This window comes from Streptomyces sp. DSM 118878, from assembly GCF_052936595.1.
The window spans coordinates 1344735-1362824 of sequence record NZ_CP193622.1 but is presented as its reverse complement, the minus strand read 5'-3'; the positions used below and the strand labels follow the sequence as shown (position 1 = coordinate 1362824).

General features: G+C 69.4%; 10 protein-coding genes. 3 read left to right on the top strand and 7 right to left on the bottom strand.

Annotated features, from left to right (window positions below; all coding sequences use genetic code 11):
- Positions 1-34 precede the first annotated feature (34 nt).
- Complete coding sequence (locus ACRAKF_RS05655) at positions 35-2752, top strand: aminotransferase class III-fold pyridoxal phosphate-dependent enzyme (RefSeq protein ID WP_447035745.1); 2718 nt, start codon at positions 35-37, stop codon at positions 2750-2752.
- A gap of 53 nt (positions 2753-2805) precedes the next feature.
- Here the strand turns inward: ACRAKF_RS05655 and ACRAKF_RS05650 are convergent, their stop codons facing one another.
- Positions 2806-3765 (bottom strand): 3-oxoacyl-ACP synthase III family protein, encoded by a 960-nt coding sequence (locus ACRAKF_RS05650; protein ID WP_447035744.1) that lies wholly within the window; start codon positions 3763-3765, stop codon positions 2806-2808.
- A 326-nt stretch (positions 3766-4091) separates the two neighbouring features.
- Between ACRAKF_RS05650 and ACRAKF_RS05645 the strand changes: the two genes are divergently transcribed.
- The gene (locus ACRAKF_RS05645) at positions 4092-11597 is read left to right on the top strand and encodes an SDR family NAD(P)-dependent oxidoreductase (protein ID WP_447035743.1); all 7506 of its coding nucleotides are present in this window, start codon (positions 4092-4094) and stop codon (positions 11595-11597) included.
- A 342-nt stretch (positions 11598-11939) separates the two neighbouring features.
- Here the strand turns inward: ACRAKF_RS05645 and ACRAKF_RS05640 are convergent, their stop codons facing one another.
- From ACRAKF_RS05640 to ACRAKF_RS05630, 3 genes are all read right to left on the bottom strand, one after another.
- On the bottom strand, positions 11940-12278 hold the full coding sequence (locus ACRAKF_RS05640) for a thioredoxin family protein (RefSeq protein WP_447035742.1): 339 nt from the start codon (positions 12276-12278) through the stop codon (positions 11940-11942).
- 204 nt (positions 12279-12482) lie between these two features.
- Positions 12483-13427 carry a hypothetical protein gene (locus tag ACRAKF_RS05635; protein ID WP_447035741.1) on the bottom strand — a complete coding sequence of 315 codons (945 nt, stop codon included), beginning with the start codon at positions 13425-13427 and terminating at the stop codon, positions 12483-12485.
- A gap of 307 nt (positions 13428-13734) precedes the next feature.
- Complete coding sequence (locus ACRAKF_RS05630; protein WP_447035739.1) at positions 13735-14337, bottom strand: TetR/AcrR family transcriptional regulator; 603 nt, start codon at positions 14335-14337, stop codon at positions 13735-13737.
- Between the two features lie 76 nt (positions 14338-14413).
- Here ACRAKF_RS05630 and ACRAKF_RS05625 point away from each other — a divergent pair, with 76 nt between their 5' ends.
- A complete protein-coding gene (locus ACRAKF_RS05625) occupies positions 14414-14863 on the top strand; it encodes a VOC family protein (RefSeq protein ID WP_447035737.1) in 450 nt (149 codons plus the stop codon).
- A gap of 120 nt (positions 14864-14983) precedes the next feature.
- Here the strand turns inward: ACRAKF_RS05625 and ACRAKF_RS05620 are convergent, their stop codons facing one another.
- From ACRAKF_RS05620 to ACRAKF_RS05610, 3 genes are all read right to left on the bottom strand, one after another.
- The gene (locus ACRAKF_RS05620) at positions 14984-16360 is read right to left on the bottom strand and encodes an ABC1 kinase family protein (RefSeq protein ID WP_447035736.1); all 1377 of its coding nucleotides are present in this window, start codon (positions 16358-16360) and stop codon (positions 14984-14986) included.
- 144 nt (positions 16361-16504) lie between these two features.
- Positions 16505-17020, bottom strand: coding sequence for a hypothetical protein (locus tag ACRAKF_RS05615; RefSeq protein ID WP_447035734.1), 516 nt, complete (start codon positions 17018-17020; stop codon positions 16505-16507).
- 61 nt (positions 17021-17081) lie between these two features.
- Positions 17082-17516, bottom strand: a complete 435-nt coding sequence (locus ACRAKF_RS05610; RefSeq protein ID WP_447035733.1) for a hypothetical protein — start codon at positions 17514-17516, stop codon at positions 17082-17084.
- Between the last annotated feature and the right edge of the window lie 574 nt (positions 17517-18090).

Below are 18090 nucleotides of genomic sequence, written 5' to 3'. Positions count from 1 at the left end.
CCCGACGCGGGAATTCTGACAAGGAGAGACGTCAGTGTCAGAGCTTCCGTACCCCGGAGCCACGGCGGAGCCCACGGCGACACCGGCCGCGGAGTACCGAGCGCCGGTGCATCGGCTGCGCGCGCTGGCGCTGGCCGTCGTCGAGGGCAGCCGCGTCATGTGGTGGGCCGCGTACTTCCTCGTCAGTTGGTCCGTCGGTCGGCTCGTGCGCCGCGACGGGGACCCGCTGGTGCGCGTCGCGGCCTCGCTGCGTCGGTGCCTGCTGGGCTTGGGCCCCCTGTACATGAAAGTCGGTCAGGTCCTGGGCACGCAGACCGGCTTGCTGCCCCCGGAGGCGACAGCGGAGTTCCGCACCTTCTTCAGCGAGCTGCCTCCCATGAGCGAGAAGGACCTTCGCCGCACTCTCGGCCGCGGCCTTCACGTGCCCGTTGAGGAAGCGTTCACGTCGTTCGGCTGGACGCCCATCGCGGTCGGCTCCGTCGCCCAGGTCCACCGGGCCGTCCTGCATGACGGCGGTGAGGTGGCGGTGAAGGTGGTCAAGGCGGGAGTGAAGGAGCGACTGCACGTCAGCTCCTGGGCTCTGGAGAAGCTGCTCGCAACCATGCACGCACTGGTTCCACCGCTACGCAGGTACGACCTCCCCGCACACTTCGCCGAGCTGCGGCCGCTGCTGGCAGGCCAGGGTGACATGCGCCGTGAAGCCCGGTGGCAGAAGGAGGTCGCCGCCAACTTCCACCTGCACCCCTTCGTGCGCGTGCCCCAGACGTACGACCCGCTGTGCGGGGACGACATCCTGGTCATGGAGTACGTGCACGGAGCCAGGGGGCAGGACCCCGAACGGACGGGGCACCCCCGGCCGTCGCTGGCCCGCCGCATGCAGGACGCCTTCTACGCCATGGTGTTCTTCCACGGTCTCTTCCACGTCGACCCCCATCCGGGCAACGTGATGTTCGGCCCCGGCGGGCAGATCGTGATGCTCGACTTCGGTCTCGTCGGACACCTCACCCCCGACGACAGGTGGAACCTCGGCTCGTTCTACTACGCCTGTGTGCGAGGGCAGTGGGCCGTCGCCGTTCAGCGTTTCGTCCGCACGTTCGTGGCGAACCCCGAGATGCTCCCGGCCCACCGCAAGCCGTACGAGGACGAACTCGCGGGCATCCTGCGCAGCCACTTCGAGGGACGGACGTCCCAGTGGTCCACCATGGCGTTCTTCGACGAGGCGACCCGGCTGGGCTACGCCTGCGGCGCCCGTGCCTCGACACGGTTCTCCCTGCTGGCCCTGTCCCTGCTGACCAGTGAAGGGTTCGTCTCGCGGACCGACCCCGACATCGACCTGCCTCGCAACGCCAGGCGGTTCACCGACATGTGTTCCCCGTACATGAGCAGCGACTTGCGGGAGAAGTTCGCGCGCGACATCGGCCGCGTGACGCCGCGCTCCATGGCCGCCAGGCAGGTCGCCGCGCGCCACCTCGTCGCGCCCACCCACCTGGACCGCTACGTACTGCCGAGCGCGTTCCCCCTGATCGTCGAGCACGCCGAGGGGGCCCGTGTCCATGACCTCGACGGCAACGCGTACATCGACCTGTCCTCCGGATACGGGCCCCACATGCTCGGCTACGCACATCCCGTCGTCGTACGGGCCGTCCAGGAAGCCGTCAGCCGGGGCGCCGTCAACGCTTTCGCCAACCCGGCGGAGTTGCGTCTCACGGAGGCGATCTCACGTGCTTTCGGTCCGGGGAGCAAGGTCGTCCTCGGAAACTCAGGCACCGAGGCAGTCCAGATGGCCCTGCGCATGGCCCGTGCCCATACCGGCAGGCAGGGCGTCGCCAAGTTCGAGGGCCACTATCACGGGTTCTCCGACCAGGGCCTGGTGAGTTCGCTGTTCCGTCAGAGCGGAGACGCGCATCACCCGCTTCCGGTGGCCAACTCCGCCGGTATGCACCACGCGGTCGTGGACGACACCCTTGTCCTCCAGTACGGCGAGCCCGTCTCACTGGACCGGCTCGCCGCCCATGCCAAGACCCTGGCCTGCGTGATCCTTGAGCCCATGCCTTCGGCGCTGGCGGCGTACGACCGGCCGTTCCTCGAACGGCTGCGTGACGTCTGCGCGCAGGAGGGCATCCTGGTCATCTACGACGAGGTCGTCACCGGGTTCCGGGTGCGGTACGGCGGCGTTCAGCACCTCGCCGACGTACGTCCGGATCTGACCTGCCTCGGTAAGATCATCGGAGGTGGCCTGCCGTGCGGCGCGGTGGTCGGCCGCTCCGCCGTGGTCGACATCGTTCGCACGAGCGACGACCCGTTCACCGACCTCGAGGACAGGGCGTTCGTGGGCGGAACCATGAGCGGCAACTCGGTCACCGCCGCGGCCGGCGCCGCGGTACTCGGGCACCTGCGGGCCCACCCGGAGATCTACGCGGACCTGCGACGCAGAACGGACCGGCTGTCCGAGGAGCTGGCCTCCCATGCTGCCGCCGCGGGGCTTCCCTTCACTGTCAGGGCCGCGCGGTCGATCTTCTCCATCACGTTCGACCAGTCCGCACCCCGGCTCATCCGCGACCGGTTGGGCGGGCCGAACTTCAAGGCCAACCTCGCCCTGTCCTACTACATGCGCAAACACGGCGTCTACCTGCCAGAGCTGCACACGATGATGCTCAATGCCGCCCACACCGATGACGACGTACAGCAGGTGTCCGACGCGTTCGGGCTGAGTATCCGGGAGATGGCCGACGACGGCTTCTTCGTCACCTGAGCACCTGAGCACCTGAGCGCCTGAGCACTTGAGCGCCTGCTGCCGCCGGGCGCTCAGAGTCGGAGGATGGCCAGGCCCGCGCTGAAGCCACTGGCCATCCCGATGAGTGCCACCTGGTCACCGGGTTCGACCCGGTCGGATTCCCGCGCGCGGACCAACTGGAGCGGCAGGGACGCCGAGGCCGTGTTGCCGTGCTCGACCACGGTCGGCAGACAGCGGTCGGCGGGCAGGTCCAGGCCGGCGCACATCTCGTCGAAGTGGTTCCGGCTGATCTGGTGGAGGGCGATGAAGGCGCTTCGCCGGACGGCCTCCAACTCGTCGCGGGCATGCTCCAGGGCCTGAGGAGCCAGGTCGAGAACGGTGTTGCGCAGGAAGTCACCGTTGAGCCGGATGTAGGTCGGCTCGTCGTCGACGGGCCTGAAGTGGAGGGAGCCGCCCGACTCCACGGTGCAGGCGTTCCAGGCTGTCGACTCGGCCCCGAAGACCGTGGTGATCAGCCCGGGGTCGTTCTCCCCGGCCGGGCCGGCAGTGAGCAGCAGCGCGGCCCCCGCGTCGGAGAGGGTGTAGCCCGGCAGGGCGCGGATGAACGTGTCATGGTCCGGCAGATGCCAACGCGTCGTCATCGTGGGGGTTTCCCCGCAGGCGATGAGTACGGTGCGATAGCGGCCGCACTCGATGAACGCGCCGGCTACCTCCAAGGCGTTGAGCACGCTGTTGCACGCGTTCTTGACGTCGAACGCGGGGGAGCGGAGGCCGAGTTTCGCGGCCACGATGTGGGCCGTGGCCGGTTCGATCATGTCCTGGCAGCACGACGCGAACAGCAGCAGATCCACATCACCGGCCCTCACCCCCGCCTCAGCCATGGCCTTCTGCGCGGCCGCGACGGCTAGGTCGGAGGCCTGCTCTCCAGGCTCCCTCACATGGACCCCGCGAATCCCGGTGAGATCCTCCAGGGCCCGGTGCGGCGGGGCGAAGGGGCCGCGGCGCGCCAGTTCGGCGCGGGTCTGTTCCATGGTGCGGTACCCGTGAGGGAGGGAGACGGCGATACCGGACAAACGGGCACGTGAACGAGACGGCATTGCGTCACAGTAACGCGAGACACGAAGCGCGGATCTTCCCCCGCGAAGGGATCTGGAGATCGCCCCGAAAGGCACAATGGCCGATCGTCATACATGTGACGGCATTCGTGGGCGTCTCCGCGCAGAAGGGCTTCCGGAATCCCGTTCCGGCGTGTGCGGCGACTTCCCCGCGGCCGGTCATCGTAGGTTGCGGACCGACGAGTGCTTCGACGCACACGGATTTCCGTACCGGCTCTTTCCTTTCGGGAGGCATGATCTGCATGGGACCGATGGGGACCGGTGAACACGGTGCGGCCGTGGCCGTCGTGGGGGTCGGGTGCCGTCTCCCGGGCGGCATCAACGACCTGGCAGGACTCTGGGCAGCCCTGGACGAGGGGCGGGAGCTGATCAGTGAGGTGCCGGGGGACCGCTTCGACGCGAGACGTTTCGTCGACCAGGAATCGCCGCGGGCGGGAAAGTCATATACGGCGGCCGGGGGCTTCCTTCGTGATGTCGCCGGCTTTGATGCGGCGTACTTCGGCATTTCCCCCCGGGAGGCCGCCCGGATGGATCCGCAGCACCGGCTGCTCCTCGAAATGGCGGTGGAGGCCCTCGATGACGCCGCCATTCCCGCCGCATCGCTCAATGGTTCCGACACAGGGGTTTTCATCGGGATTTCCGATCACTCCTACGGTGTGATGCAACTCTGCATGACCGAGAGCGTGGATCCGTACACCATGATCGGCGCCGCACCCTCCATCTCGGCGAACCGGCTGTCGCATTTCCTCAACTTGCGCGGCCCGAGCATGGCCATCGACACCGCCTGCTCCTCGTCCCTGGTCGCACTCGACCGGGCATGCCGCTTCCTGCGAGCAGGTGATGGCCGAACCGTCCTCGCGGGCGGGGTGAACCTCCTGCTCGGACCCCAGGGATTCATCGGATTCTCCCAGGCGGGAATGCTGTCGCGGCGAGGACGCTGCTCGGCGTTCTCCGCCGAGGCCGACGGCTTCGTCCGAGCCGAGGGCGGGGGCGTGGTCGTCCTCAAGCGACTGGCCGACGCGGTGGCCGACGGGGACCGGGTCCACGCGGTGGTAGCCGCTTCCGGAACCAACTGTGACGGCCGGACACAGGGGCTGGCCCTGCCGAGCGCCGAGGTGCAGGAGCAACTACTGCGTGCCGTCTACGCGGACGCGGGCATCGCCCCCGACGACCTCGTGTACTTCGAGGCGCACGGTACCGGTACGCCGGTCGGTGATCCCGTCGAGGCCCTCGCCATCGGCCGTGCGCTCGGGCAGCGTCGCGGCGGCGGCCCACTGCCGCTGGGCTCGGTCAAGTCCAACCTCGGGCACATGGAGCCGGCGTCCGGGATGGCCGGGCTGTTCAAGGCGATGCTCGTACTGCGCCACGGGCGGATCCCCGCCTCCCTCAACGCGGAACCGCTTCATCCGGACATCGACTTCGCCGGCCTCGGGCTCGCCCCCGTCGTCGAACCGTGCGGCGTCACGGTGGCCGAGGGGTCCGCGGTGGGAGTCAACTCCTTCGGCTTCGGCGGCGCCAACGCTCACCTCGTCGTCACCGCGGCACCCACGGCCCTGCCGGCCCCCCGCCGTGCGAACACCCCACGGGCGGGGAACCACCCGCTGCCCGTCCTCGTGTCGGCACGCTCGGCCCAAGCGCTGCGGGAAGTGGCGGCCCGGGTCGCGGAGCGGCTCGCCACCGTCACGGAGCCGGACGAGTTCTACGACGTCGCCCGCACCACCTGCCTGCGGCGGACCACGCACCCTCACCGCGGTGTCGTCCTGGCCGGCACCGCGCCGGAGGCGGCCGAGCGGCTGAGACAGCTGTTCCCCGCCGAGAACACCTCCCAGGCCCCTGAACCCTCCCGCGGCGCGGTCGGCACCGCGAGCGACCGGAACGCCGTGGCGTTCGTCTTCTCCGGCAACGGCTCGCAATGGCCCGGCATGGCCGCCGATCTGCTGGCCCACGAACGGGTCTTCCGGGCCGCCGTCGACGAGGTGGACGCGGCTCTCGTGCCGCACCTGGGATGGTCGGTCGCGGAGCGACTTGCCGGGCACACCCGCTGGGAGAAGACCGAGATCGCCCAGCCTCTGCTGTTCGCCCTGCAGAGCGGCCTGGTCGCCCTGCTGGAGGACCGGGGGGTGCGTCCCGGCCTGGTCATCGGGCACAGCGTGGGCGAGGTGGCCGCCGCACATGCCGCGGGAGCGCTGGACCTGCCTTCTGCCGCACGCGTGATCGCCGAGCGCAGCCGAACACAGGCGACCACCGCCGGCAGCGGCCGGATGGCCGCCGTGGGCATGGACGAGGAGCAGGCCCGCAAGGTCCTCGCTCCGTACCGGCATCTCCTGGAGATCGCGGGCGTGAACAGCGCCCAGGACCTCACCGTCGCCGGAGACCCGGACGCGCTGCGTGACCTCGGTGAGCAACTGGCCTCCCGCCAGGTCTTCTTCCGCGACCTGGAGCTCGACTACGCCTTCCACAGCCGGGCCATGGACCAACTGCGCGAGCCCCTCGCGCAAGCCCTCAAAGGCCTCACGCCCACCGCCACTCGTGTGCCCATGATCTCCACCGTCACGGGACGCCCCGTGTCCGGCGAGGAGCTGACGGCGGAGTACTGGTGGCGCAACGTACGCGAGCCTGTCCGCTTCGCCGCCGCAGTGAACCGGGTACTGGACGAGGGCCACGCCGGTGTCTTCCTCGAAATCGGCCCGCACCCGGTGCTGCGTACCTACCTGTTGCGCGCGAAGGCCGACCCCGGCCGTCCTGCCGCCGTCACGTACCTGCCCACACTGCGCCGCGAAGCCGACGGCAGCGCCGCCTTGGAGGGCGCGGTCGCCGGACTCCTCGCGGCCGGCGCCCCCGTCGACTGGTCCCGGCACTTCCCTCACGCCGCTCGGCCCGCCGAACTGCCCGCCTACCCGTGGCAGCGCGAACGTCACTGGTGCGGCACGCCCGAGACCTGGGTGCTGAACACCGGTGGTGACGGCCGGATCGACCACCCCCTGCTGGGCGAGCGGATTCCCGCACCGCACCCCCTGTGGTCCAGTGAAGTCAACCCCGTCCTGGTGCGGTGGCTGGCCGACCACCGCCTGGCCGGTACCGTCGTCATGCCCGCCACCGGCTACGTCGAGATGGCTCTGGCGGCGGGACGGCGAGCCCTGGGCACCCGGGTGCAGGTCGATCACACGCACATCCACCGCCCCCTGGCCGTGCCGTGGCCGGACCCCGAGTCCCTGCGCACGCATGTCGCCCTCACACCGGACGACGTGCTGACGGTGACCAGCACCGACGCCCACACCACGGAGCCACGCGAGCACGTGCGCGCCCGGGTCCGGTCCCTGCTCGGACGGGGTCCCGAGCGCCTCGACCTCACGTCGGTACGCGCCCGGTGCCCCCGTACCGTCGATGGCCCCGACCACTACCGGGCCTGTGACGCCGCCGGCCTCGGCTACGGGCCCGCGTTCCAGGTGCTGGACGAACTGCTGGTGGGCGCCGGCGAGGTCCTTGCCTCATACCGACACGCGGACATGGAGACGGACGCGTACGAGGCACACCCCGCCCTGCTGGACGGCGCGTTGCAGGCCGGGGCGCCGCTGTTGTACGGGACGGCCGGCACGGCCACGCACCTGCCGTACGCGATCTCGACCGTACGCGTCTGGCGCACCCCTTCCCCCACGGGCCTGGTCCACGTACGCGAGCGTTCCCGCACCGCGGTCGAGGTCTGCTGGGACATCACCATCACCGATGACGACGCGACCGTCGTGGTGGAGATCCTGGGCTGCCGTCTGCGTCGCCTCGCCATGGCCGGGGCCACCCCGGTGCGGCTCCAGCGCACGGTGCTGCGCGCCGCGCCCCGGCCCGGCAGCCCCCCGCAGTTCTGGGACCCGCCCACGGCATCCCGTATCGCCGAGGCGGCCGACGAACGGATCGGCGCACTGCGCACCGCCTGGCACGAGACACGGTACGAGGAATTCGTGGCGCAGGCCAAGGAGTGCCTCGCACATGTCTGGGGGGAGACGCTGCGCGGATTCCTTCCCGACCCCAGCGCCGACTTCGACATGACGTCACTCACCGGGGCAGGGCTTCTGACCGTCCACCGCAGGCTGGTGAAGTCGATGCTGCCGCTCATGGAGCGGCACGGTCTTCTGGAACCGGCCGGCGAAGGCCGCCGACGCCTGACGGCCACGACGTCGCGCGCGGCGGAACTCCTGCGCGGCCTGGTGGCGAACCACCCGATGTTCGCCGCGGAGGCGGCCCTCTTCGCCAGGCGCGCCCAACACCTGGGGGCGGTCCTGCGCGGTACCGAGGACCCATTGGAGCTCCTGAGCACCGACGGCATGGTCTACGAACAGTTCTACGACATCGCGCCGGTGTGCCGCTTCCACAACCGCATCGCCCAGGCATTCGTGCAGCACATGGTCGCGGAGTGGCCCCCCGGTCGGCCGCTGCGTGTTCTGGAGGTGGGCGCCGGCACCGGCGGCACCACAGCGGCCCTGCTGCCGCTTCTTCCGCCGGAGCGAACCCACTACACGTACACCGACATCGCGCCGACGTTCCTCGCGCGCGCCGAACACCGTTTCGCGGCCTACGACTTCCTCACCTACCGCACCCTCGACCTCAACGCCGACCCAGGCAGCCAGGGCACCGGCGAGGGAGAATTCGACCTGGTCATCGCCGCCAACGCCCTGCACGCGACCAGCGACGTGGCCACCGCGCTGCGCCGGATCCGCGCCCTGCTGGCGCCGGGTGGACGGCTTCTGGGCCTGGAGTCGCACGACACGGAACTGCTGGGCGCCCTCTTCGGCACGCTGGAGAGCTTCTGGCACCGCAGTGACCAGCAGCTTCGTCCTCGTTCCGTACTGCTGGCACGCGAGCGATGGCCCCGGTTGCTGGAGGAGTGCGGATTCGTCGACATCGTGCAGAGCGGCGATGACCGCGAACCCACGAGGGGGCACTACTCGGTCCTGCTCGCGTCCACCGCGTCCACCGCCCCCCACGTGCCCGCCGCGTCGCCCCCGCCGACCGAGCCCACCACCTGGATCGTGGCCGCCGAAAGTGAGCGCGAGAGGGCAACGGCGCGAGCGGTCGCCGCGCGATTGCGGGAAGCGGGGACCGCGGACGGGACGACGGTGGTGACCGTCGTCGCCGACACCGTGCCCGGCAGTTGGGCTCGCTCGATGCCCGCTGATGCCGCGCGGGTAGCCGTCGTCCTCGTCCATGCCGAGCCGGAGACCGAGCCGACGCGCCTCACGGCCCAGGCCGTGTTCAGAGCAGGCGTCCTACGGGCCGTGGCCGCCGCCTGCCAGGAGCTGCCCGACGGCGTGGACATCGGGCTGTGGGTGGTCACCCGCCCCAGTGGTCTGTTCCCCGCACCGGAGACTCCCGCCCATCCCGGTGACGCCCCTGTGTGGGGGACGGCCCGCTCCCTGGCCAATGAAGAGCCCCGGTTCACCGTCCGCCGCATCAGCCTGGAACGTGGCGAAGACCAGGACCTCGACGCTCAACGCCTGGTCCGTGAACTGCTCGCACCCGACGACGAGGACGAAATCGTTCTGACCGGCGACGGCCGCTTCGTGCCTCGGGAGACCCAGGAGACACCCGATCCCGTGCCGCTGACGCCCGCCGATGAGACGGAGGCGTTCTCTCTGCGCGTCCGCGACCCCGGGCTGCAATACCAGCTTTCCTGGGAGACGACCGCTCCTCCTCGGCCGGGCCCCGGGCAGGTCGCCGTGGCCGTGCGTGCCACAGGGCTCAACTACCGCGACACACTTGAGGCGAACGGGCTCCTGCCGCAGGAAGCCGTCGAAGGCACCCCCACCGATCAAGGCCTCGGCATGGAGTGCGCCGGCGTCGTCACCGAGGTGGGCCCGGGCGTGACCGGCTGGACGATCGGGGACCGGGTCTTCGGGCTGGCTCCAGCCGCGCTCGCCTCGCATACCGTCACCTCCGTCGGCGCCTTCGGACGTATCCCCGACGGCATGAGTTTCGCGGAGGCGGCGACGATCCCGGTCGTCCATGCCACCGTCCATCACAGCCTGCACCGTCTCGCCCGCCTCGCACCGGGCGAGACGGTCCTCGTCCACGGCGGAGCGGGTGGGATCGGCCTGGCCACCCTCCAGCACGTGCGGGCCTGTGGAGCTCACGCGATCGCCACTGCGGGTACAGAGGCCAAACGGGACTGGCTCCGCGCACTCGGCGTTGAGCACGTATTCGACTCCCGCAGCCTGGACTTCGCGGACGAGGTCCTTCAGGTCACCGACGGTCTCGGTGTCGACGTCGTGGTGAACTCCCTCGCGGGTGCGGCCATCGCCCGCAGCGTGGACCTGCTGAAACCCGGCGGACGCTTCATCGAGCTGGGCAAACGTGACATCTACGAGAACAGGCCGCTCGGGCTGCGTCCGTTCAGCCGCAACATCGCCTTCTTCGGCGTCGACCTGAACACACTGCCGGCCGGGCCCGAGAGCGCCGGTGACATGTTCACCGAGGTGACGGAACAGGTCCTGGCGCGCCGGTACGCGCCGCTGCCGTACAGCGCCTATCCGGCCGCGCGCGTAGGGGAGGCCTTCCGGCTGTTGCAGCACTCGCGTCACCTCGGCAAGGTCGTCGTCACCTTCGACTCCCTCGACGAGCCGGTCCGCACGGCGCCCGCCCCGTCCCCACCCCGCCTGGACCCGGCCGGCACCTACCTGATCACCGGCGGCTTGAGCGGGTTCGGTGCCGCGACGGCGAGCTGGCTGGCCGGTCTCGGCGTTCGTCACCTGGCGCTGACCGCCCGACGCGGTGATCAGTCCCCCGAAGCGGCGACCGTCCTGGAGGGCCTTGCCGGACAGGGTGCGACAGCGACCGCGTACGCGGCCGATGTCACCGACGCGGACGTCATGCGCCGGCTGATCGAGCGGATCGACGCGACGGGCCAACCGCTACGCGGCGTGGTCCACTGCGCGATGCACTTGGACGACGGACTGCTGACCGACCTCACCGACGAACGTCTGCACGCGGTCATGGCACCCAAGACGACGGGCGGCGCTCTGCTCGACCTGCTCACCCGGGACCGGGACCTGGACCTCTTCCTGGCCTACTCGTCCGTCTCGGCAAGCCTCGGCAACATGACCCAGTCGGCCTACGCCGCAGGCAACGCCTATCTGGAAGCACTCGTGCGACACCGGGGTGACTCCGCGCTGCCCGGCACGGCCATCGCCTGGGGTGCCATCGGCGAAACCGGCTACGTGGCCCGTCACCGCATGGAGGAAGCCGTCTCCCGGCTCGGCCTCGTTCCTCTGTCGCCGCGCGAGGCATTCAGCGCGGCGGGACCGTTGCTCGTCCCCGGCGGCGGCAACGTCACCACCAGCGTCGGCCGCTTCGAGTGGGCCCGCGGCAAGGGCCTGCTTCCCCTGCTCGACAGCCCTCGGTGGGCGCGTGTGGTGTCGGGCACCGCCGATGGCGACGACGCCGACCAGGCCGACGTGCTGTCGGAGCTCGCGGGCATGACGGCGATGGCGGCGGAGAGCAGGCTCACCGAAATGCTCACGGCGCTCGTGGCGGGGGTCCTGCACATGGACGTCGACGAACTCGATCCGCGCCGCCGCCTGGAGGACTACGGCATGGATTCCCTGATGGGCGCCGAGCTCCTCGTACGCCTCCGTCAACGCTTCGACCTCTTCGTCTCACCCGCCGAACTGCTCGGTTCCGGAATGACGCTGGCCGACATCGCACGTGTCGTTCATCGACGCCTCGCACCGCGTCTCGACGACGCGTCGGCGCGACGGTGAGAGCCGCCAGAGCGTCGTCATCGCACCTGGCCGTGCCGGTCGACCCGGCCCGCGACGCACGACGGCGTGGCGGACTTGCCGCCACCGGACGGGCCCGGCAGGGCGAAGAACTCTCCGAGGCGACCATCGCGGCTGGAGGCCGTACGCCAGAGGCGGACCATCGAGAACGCTGCCTTCGCCGACCTCTGGTGCGGACCGTGAGCCGGGTGTCATGAGACGTGTGGGCGTGTCTCGGCCCCAAGGTGTCTCAGGCGGCGCAGCTCTCATGGACGAGGCGTGACGGGCGTCGCGGCCACGTGTCGCGGCAGCCACGTGTCGCGGCGGCCGCTCAGAGGTGACCGCTCAGAGGTGGCCGTTCAGGAACTTCCGTATCTCGGCGATGGTCATAGGCCCCGTGCCGTGCGCCACCGCCTTTCCTTCCTTCAGCAGGACGTAGGAGGGGGCCGCGGTGATCCCGTATCGCTCGGTTGCGGCCGGACAACGCGTGATGTCGGTGCGGACGGCCGTCAGGCGGCCCGTGTAGTCGTCGGCGATGCCACCCACGACGAGGTCCATCACCTTGCAGGGCTCGATCGCCTTGGGCCATGTCCCGGTGAAGTATGCGAGGACCGGAACTCCGCTCATCCCGAGGATGAAATCGAACTCCGCGTCCTCACGGGGCCGGTGAACCCGATTTGCCATGGAAGCTCCTGACTTCACGTTCCGTCATTCCCTCCCTATCATCCCCCGCGCGGTGTGCCGGCCCGGCCCGGCCGGTCGTCCGGTTGGCCCGTAGGAAGGGAGGCACGGGGCGGAGAACGCGGAGCTCCGTGCGCACGCCGCTATTCCCGCGTAATAGCGAGCCGCCATCAGCCGACAAGGACAAGGAACGTGAGCGTCGGCCCGTCAGTGGATGTCGAAGGTGAGGGCGGAGGCCACACCGAGCGAGCGTTCTGTGGCGCCGACAGCCTTTCCGTTGACGCGGGCTGTGAGAACGAGCCGGCGGACATCGCCGTTGAGATCCTCGCTCCCGGTGAACCTCAACCTGAACTTTCGTGTGGAATCCGCCGGCAGCGTCCCGAACCGCATGGTCAGGGTCTCGGCGATCAGCGAGTTGTCGTCCGGGGCGGTGACGGCCTTCCAGCCAGTGCCGTCGTGCCACTGGGTGCGTAGGGCCGTGGTCACCTCCTGCTCCATCGAATCCGGGCAGGTATCCCCGTACGACGCGTTGTTGGGGTCCGCCGCGCAGGCACTGTATTCCGCCTGGATCTGCGCCTTCGGGTACGTACTGTGCGAGCGATTGGTGACCGTGTACTCCACCTCGGTCCAATGCCCCTTGCGCAGGACTACGGGTTCCTTGGGGGAGGCGACGTCGAGCGACAGAGTCGCCAGTTTCACCGTCTTCTGCTTCCGCGCGAGCGTGCGTGAGCCGTCCGTCATCGTCACGTCCACGGGAAGCCTCTCGCCTTCGACCCTGGGACTGGCACGCGGGGTAATACGCAGGAACGCAAGAGAGCTGCCTCGCGGCAGGTCCATACGGAAGGTGCCGACCGAGCCCTTCTTCTCCGGGGTAAGTTCAACCTTCTCCCAACCACCGTCGAGCTTGCGCTCCAGGCCCGGCAGGGGATCGCCGGCGTGGCCGAGTCCCATGCGGACCCGCACAACGACGTCGGTCCGCGGGCGCCCGTCGTTGGAGATGTCAAGAGCCGTCCCGAGTCGGGGGTCCCCGAAGTCGCCGACGGCTGTCAGGGAGAACGACACCGGTGACGAGACCGACGCACTCGGCTTCGGGTCGGGCTCGCCCCCGTCGCCGCACGCAGCCATGACGGTGAGCGCTGCAAGGAGGCCCACAAGACGTATGTACCTCAACTGTCCCCCCAAAGCGTAGGCCGCAGGAAGTCTACGTTTGCGCGGCCACGGCTGGTTCGTCAGGACTGATGCCCGTGGCCACGGGAAATGGAAGCGGCCAAGCTCAGCCAATCCCGCCGCCCCTGCGGGAGTGGTGGCACCGTCATGGACGACATCGACCGCCATCGCCTCAGCCGTAATGCGGTGGTGAACAAACACAGGTCGAGCCGGGTGACGAACGCGGCCGGATCGGCTGGTGGGCAGACCCGAGCCCCGTAGCCGCTGCACGGCGGTGATCGTGGACAGCCCGTCAGTCCGGGGTGCGCAGCCCCGCCAAGAGCCGGTCGAGTGCCTGCTCCGCGGCCTGTGGGTCTCCGCCCCGCGCGATCCAGAGCGTGGCCTCGTTCATCGCTCCGGAGAGCAACCGGGCGAGGGGCTCCACGGGCTGATCGGCGATCACTCCGGCTGCGGCGAGCGCCGTCAGGGCCTCCGTGAGGTGCCGGGCGGAGGACTTCTCGTCCATGGCTCGCCATTCGTCCCAGCCCAGGACGGTCGGCGCGTCGACCAGCAGAATCTGTCGCACCGCCGGGTCGGTTCCCGCGGCAAGGAAGGTCCGGCAGCCGGCCCGGAGCTGCTCCCAGAGGTCGTCGTGCCGCTCGGCCCCGGTCGCAACCCGCTCGCCCAGCTCCTGCTGCACCTCGCAGACGACGGCCCGGAAGAGTCCGGCTTTGCTGTCGAAGTGGTGATAGGCGGCCCCCTTGGTGACCCCAGCGGCTTGCGCCACCTCGGCCAGCACCACGTGGTGGTACCCGTCGGCGGCAAACCTCCGACGCCCTTCGGCCAGCAGCGCATGCCGCGTGGCCGCCCGCTGTTCCGCCCGGCTGACCATCATCGAGCGCACCGCCCTTTCCATTTCGCATACCGAGGGTATGCTAACGCCTCCATTCGCATACTCGGGGTATGTGAAATGTAGTCGGAGGACCCCTGTCATGACGAACGAACCAACGGCCATCCCCACGACCAAGCTCGGCGGGTTCTACCCGGTGCTCGCCACCCGGGACGTGGCGACCTCCCGCGACTTCTACACCCGTCACCTCGGCTTCGAGGCGACCTTCGAATCCGACTGGTACGTCAGCCTGCGTCGTCCCGACGCCCCGCAGTACGAGCTCGCCCTTCTCGACCACACCCACCCGACCGTCCCCGAAGGACACCGGGCCGCCCTTCGGGGTGGCTTGCTGCTGAACTTCGAGGTGGACGACGTCGATTCCGAGCACCAGCGGCTCGTGACCGAGGCCGGCCTGTCCGAAGTACTGCCGTTGCGTACGGAGGAGTTCGGCCAGCGCCACTTCATCCTCGCCGCCCCGGACGGTGTGCTGATTGACGTCATCACCGTCGTCCCGCCCAGCGAGGAGTACGCCGCCCAGTACACCAGCGCCTGATACCCGGGCCTTGGGCCTGATACCTGGGCCGCCCCGTGCGGCGGCAGAGCCACACGACTCCACCGTGTCGGCCTGGTTCATCGTCCGGGCCGCGTTGGAGCAAGGTGCCCAGGCCCATGCTCACCCCTCCGCGGTGGGGGAGTGTCTGCCGCGCATGAGGCCGCTCATCTGGTCCGTCACCGAGCCGATGCCGAGCATCAGTTCCAGGGCGGTGCGGGCAACCTGCTCCTTCGAGACGGTCTCGGCCGCCAGGGACAGCATGACGTTCTGCATTTCGCCCTTGAACACCTCGATGAGGGAGAGTTCCGGCGCCAGATAACGTACCGACCCCTCGACGTTTGCGAACGCCTTGCCGAGGACCGCGACCGTGGGGCTGGTCCGGATTCCCCGCTTCGTGGAGCACGTCAGGACGCGGGTGAGGGTCAGGCCGAAGTTGAGGTCTTCGAGCGGGGCGTCGGCGATCTGCGGCACGAGGACCGCCATGTCGGAGGCGAAGGCACCGAGGTTCGCCCAGGGCGTGGCATGCCCCAGCTCCACCCACGTCTTGGCCAGGCCGTGACCGTCGTTCTGCGCCAGCGTGAGGAGGATCAGCATGAGCAGCATGCCGGTCCGCCGGTCGGTGCGCCCCACCATGCCCCAGTCGATCAGGGTCGCCTTCTCCCCGGGGGCGACGAAGACGTTTCCGGGATGGAGATCGGCGTGGAAGAAGCGGTCGACGAAGAAGCCGCGAAACACGAACGCCAGCAAGTCCTCCCCGATCCCCAGCCGTTCGTGCGGGGAGAAGGCGTCCCGGTCGGCATGGCGGATGGACCGGCCGGGCGCCAGGCTCTGCACCAGAACCCGCGGGGTGGCGAGGAGGACATCCGGCACCGCGAGGTACTTGAAGGACGCGGTGAGCTCGGCGGCCCGCCGCATGTTGCGTGCCTCCGTGGTGAAGTCCAGCTCGGGCCTCATCGCCTCGAAGAGGACTTCGAGCATGGCCTCGACGTCGATCACGGCGGTGAACCGGGGGGCCAGCCGTCCGGTCAGGCGGGCCGCCCGGCGCAGGATCACCATGTCCTGGGCGACCGTCTCCCGTACCCCCGGACGCTGGATCTTCACCACGACGGGCCGCCCGTCGGCCAGGGTGGCACGGTAGACCTGGGCCAGGGACGCCGCACCCAGGGGCTGCTGGGTGTCGATGTCCCTCAGCTCCATGGCCCAGTCTGCGCCGAGCTCCTCACGCAACACCGGCTCGAACTCGGAGAAGGGCAGCACGCACGCGTTGTCATGCAGCTTCTCCAGCTCCGGGATCACGTAGTCCGGCACGATGTCGGGGCGGGTGGAGAGGATCTGGCCGACCTTCATGTAGAAGGGGCCGAGCTGCTCGAACGCCCTACGGACACTCTGAGCGCGCTGCGATCTCCGCTGTGCCCGCCCGTCGAAGGAGACCGGCCTCCCGAGACGGCCGTTGCGCACGGAGCGGGACACTTCCTCGGCGGCCAGCTGCCTGAACACGCGGGACACCTGGCTCAGACGGCCGCTGCTCACCATGGGACCGCCTCGACGATAGACAGCAGCTGAATTACCGGCAGTACCGGGACGTCACGTCCGTCTCGACCGCTGACGCCTCACGGGGGCCGCGCGCGGCCGATGTGTCCCTCAACGCCCGGACCTCTCGTGTCGCCGGCTCTGGCGGGGGAAATCAGCGGCCGCGGCCCGGGGGAGCCGGTCCCTGGAGTCGTCACCGTCGTCCTCGACGGAGCGACGGCCACCTCCCCGGCCCCGCCGGCGACCGTGGTCACGGTCGTGCCAGCGGCCTTCGTCCTCCCGGTCCCGCCAGCGGCCGTCGTCCTCCCGGTCCCGCCAGTGGTCACGGTCGCGGTCGTGCCAGTGGTCGCGGTCACGGTCCCGCCAGTAGTCGCGGTCACGGTCACGGTCGCGGTCGTACCAGTGATCGCGGCCGTCGTCCTCGCGCTGCCGCCAGCCATCGTGGTCACGGTCGTGCCAGCGGCCGTCGTCCTCACGGTCCCGCCAGTACTCGTCCCTCCTCCGTCGTCGCCCACCCCTGCGCCTGCTGGGTTCGTCGTAGTCGATGACGTCATCGAATGCCTCTTTGAGGTCGTCCGTGATGCCACCGAGAAGGTCTCTGAAGGTGTCGCTCGTGCTTTTACCCATTCGTCTTCCTTTCGGGGTGTTCCGAGGTGTCGATCGCTTCTGTGCGACGGTGTGCGACGGTTTATCGCTCGTCCTCGAGATGGAGGACGAGTCCGGCACGGATTCCGAGCCAGACGGTGTGGTCACTTCCCGAGCCGTCGAGCGCGGAGCGGCCGTACCGGCGGGTCCGCTCGTCGGCGCGAACGGAGACCCAGACGTTGTCCAGCAGCCAGTCGTCGCTCTCGACCTGCGCGTTGAGCCGCAGGTATACCGGGTAGCGGTCCACGTCACCGAGGGTCAACTGCGGTGCGGCCGGGTCGTTCTCCGAGGGGTGCGTGACCGTGCTGTCACGCCCCAGCCTGAAGTAGTTCCTGTCTCCGCGGCGGAAGTCGTCCTCGTTGTAGTTGTCGAGCAGGAACTCGCGCCCTCCCATGCCCAGATAGACCAGGGCGTCCGTGCCTGAGTCCGGTTCGTCACCGGTCAGCACTTCGATTTCGATCTGTTCGATGTCGGCCATGACACTCCCTTTTTCCGGCCGAGGCCCGGCGGACATGCGGGCCTTCGGGGTGATTCGACGGGTGTTGCGATAAGCATTCCCTGCTGTGTCCTGATAAATTCCGGAGAGGGTGGCGATTTTTTCTGCGGGCCGGATTTCTTTCCTCTGGATGTATTACCCGCATGTATTACCTACATGTATTACCTGCATGTGTTACCCACGTACGTTATCCGCGGAAAGGCGCGCCCGACGCGCTCGCCGCCGTCGCGGGCCGTCGGCGCCTCCAGTGCTCGTTGCACACGGCCGGCCACCGCGTTGCACTCGGACGGCCGCCTGCTCAGTGGTCCGTTGTCGCATCGGGCGTCATCGAAGGCGAAGCCCCAGTACACCCGCAGCGACGTGGCCGGGAGGCGGTCGTCGTCCGCTCCGGGAGCGAACCGGCCGTAGAAATCGACACTCCGTGAACCGGCGGTCCGCCGGCGTCGGGGTGGGCGCGGGATTCCAGCGGACAGAAGTGGGGGGGGTAATTCGGCAGCTACCAGAGAATCGACCACGGATGATCCTTCCCGTAGAGCGCAGGTACTGCCACTCCAGG

What these genes read in the sequence shown, in the direction of transcription:
- ACRAKF_RS05650 (WP_447035744.1), bottom strand. Translation starts at nt 3,765, where the DNA reads ATGGAACAGACCCGCGCCGAACTGGCGCGCCGCGGCCCCTTCGCCCCG.
- ACRAKF_RS05645 (WP_447035743.1), top strand. Translation starts at nt 4,092, where the DNA reads ATGGGACCGATGGGGACCGGTGAACACGGTGCGGCCGTGGCCGTCGTG.
- ACRAKF_RS05640 (WP_447035742.1), bottom strand. Translation starts at nt 12,278, where the DNA reads ATGGCAAATCGGGTTCACCGGCCCCGTGAGGACGCGGAGTTCGATTTC.
- ACRAKF_RS05630 (WP_447035739.1), bottom strand. Translation starts at nt 14,337, where the DNA reads ATGGAAAGGGCGGTGCGCTCGATGATGGTCAGCCGGGCGGAACAGCGG.
- ACRAKF_RS05625 (WP_447035737.1), top strand. Translation starts at nt 14,414, where the DNA reads ATGACGAACGAACCAACGGCCATCCCCACGACCAAGCTCGGCGGGTTC.
- ACRAKF_RS05615 (WP_447035734.1), bottom strand. Translation starts at nt 17,020, where the DNA reads ATGGGTAAAAGCACGAGCGACACCTTCAGAGACCTTCTCGGTGGCATC.
- ACRAKF_RS05610 (WP_447035733.1), bottom strand. Translation starts at nt 17,516, where the DNA reads ATGGCCGACATCGAACAGATCGAAATCGAAGTGCTGACCGGTGACGAA.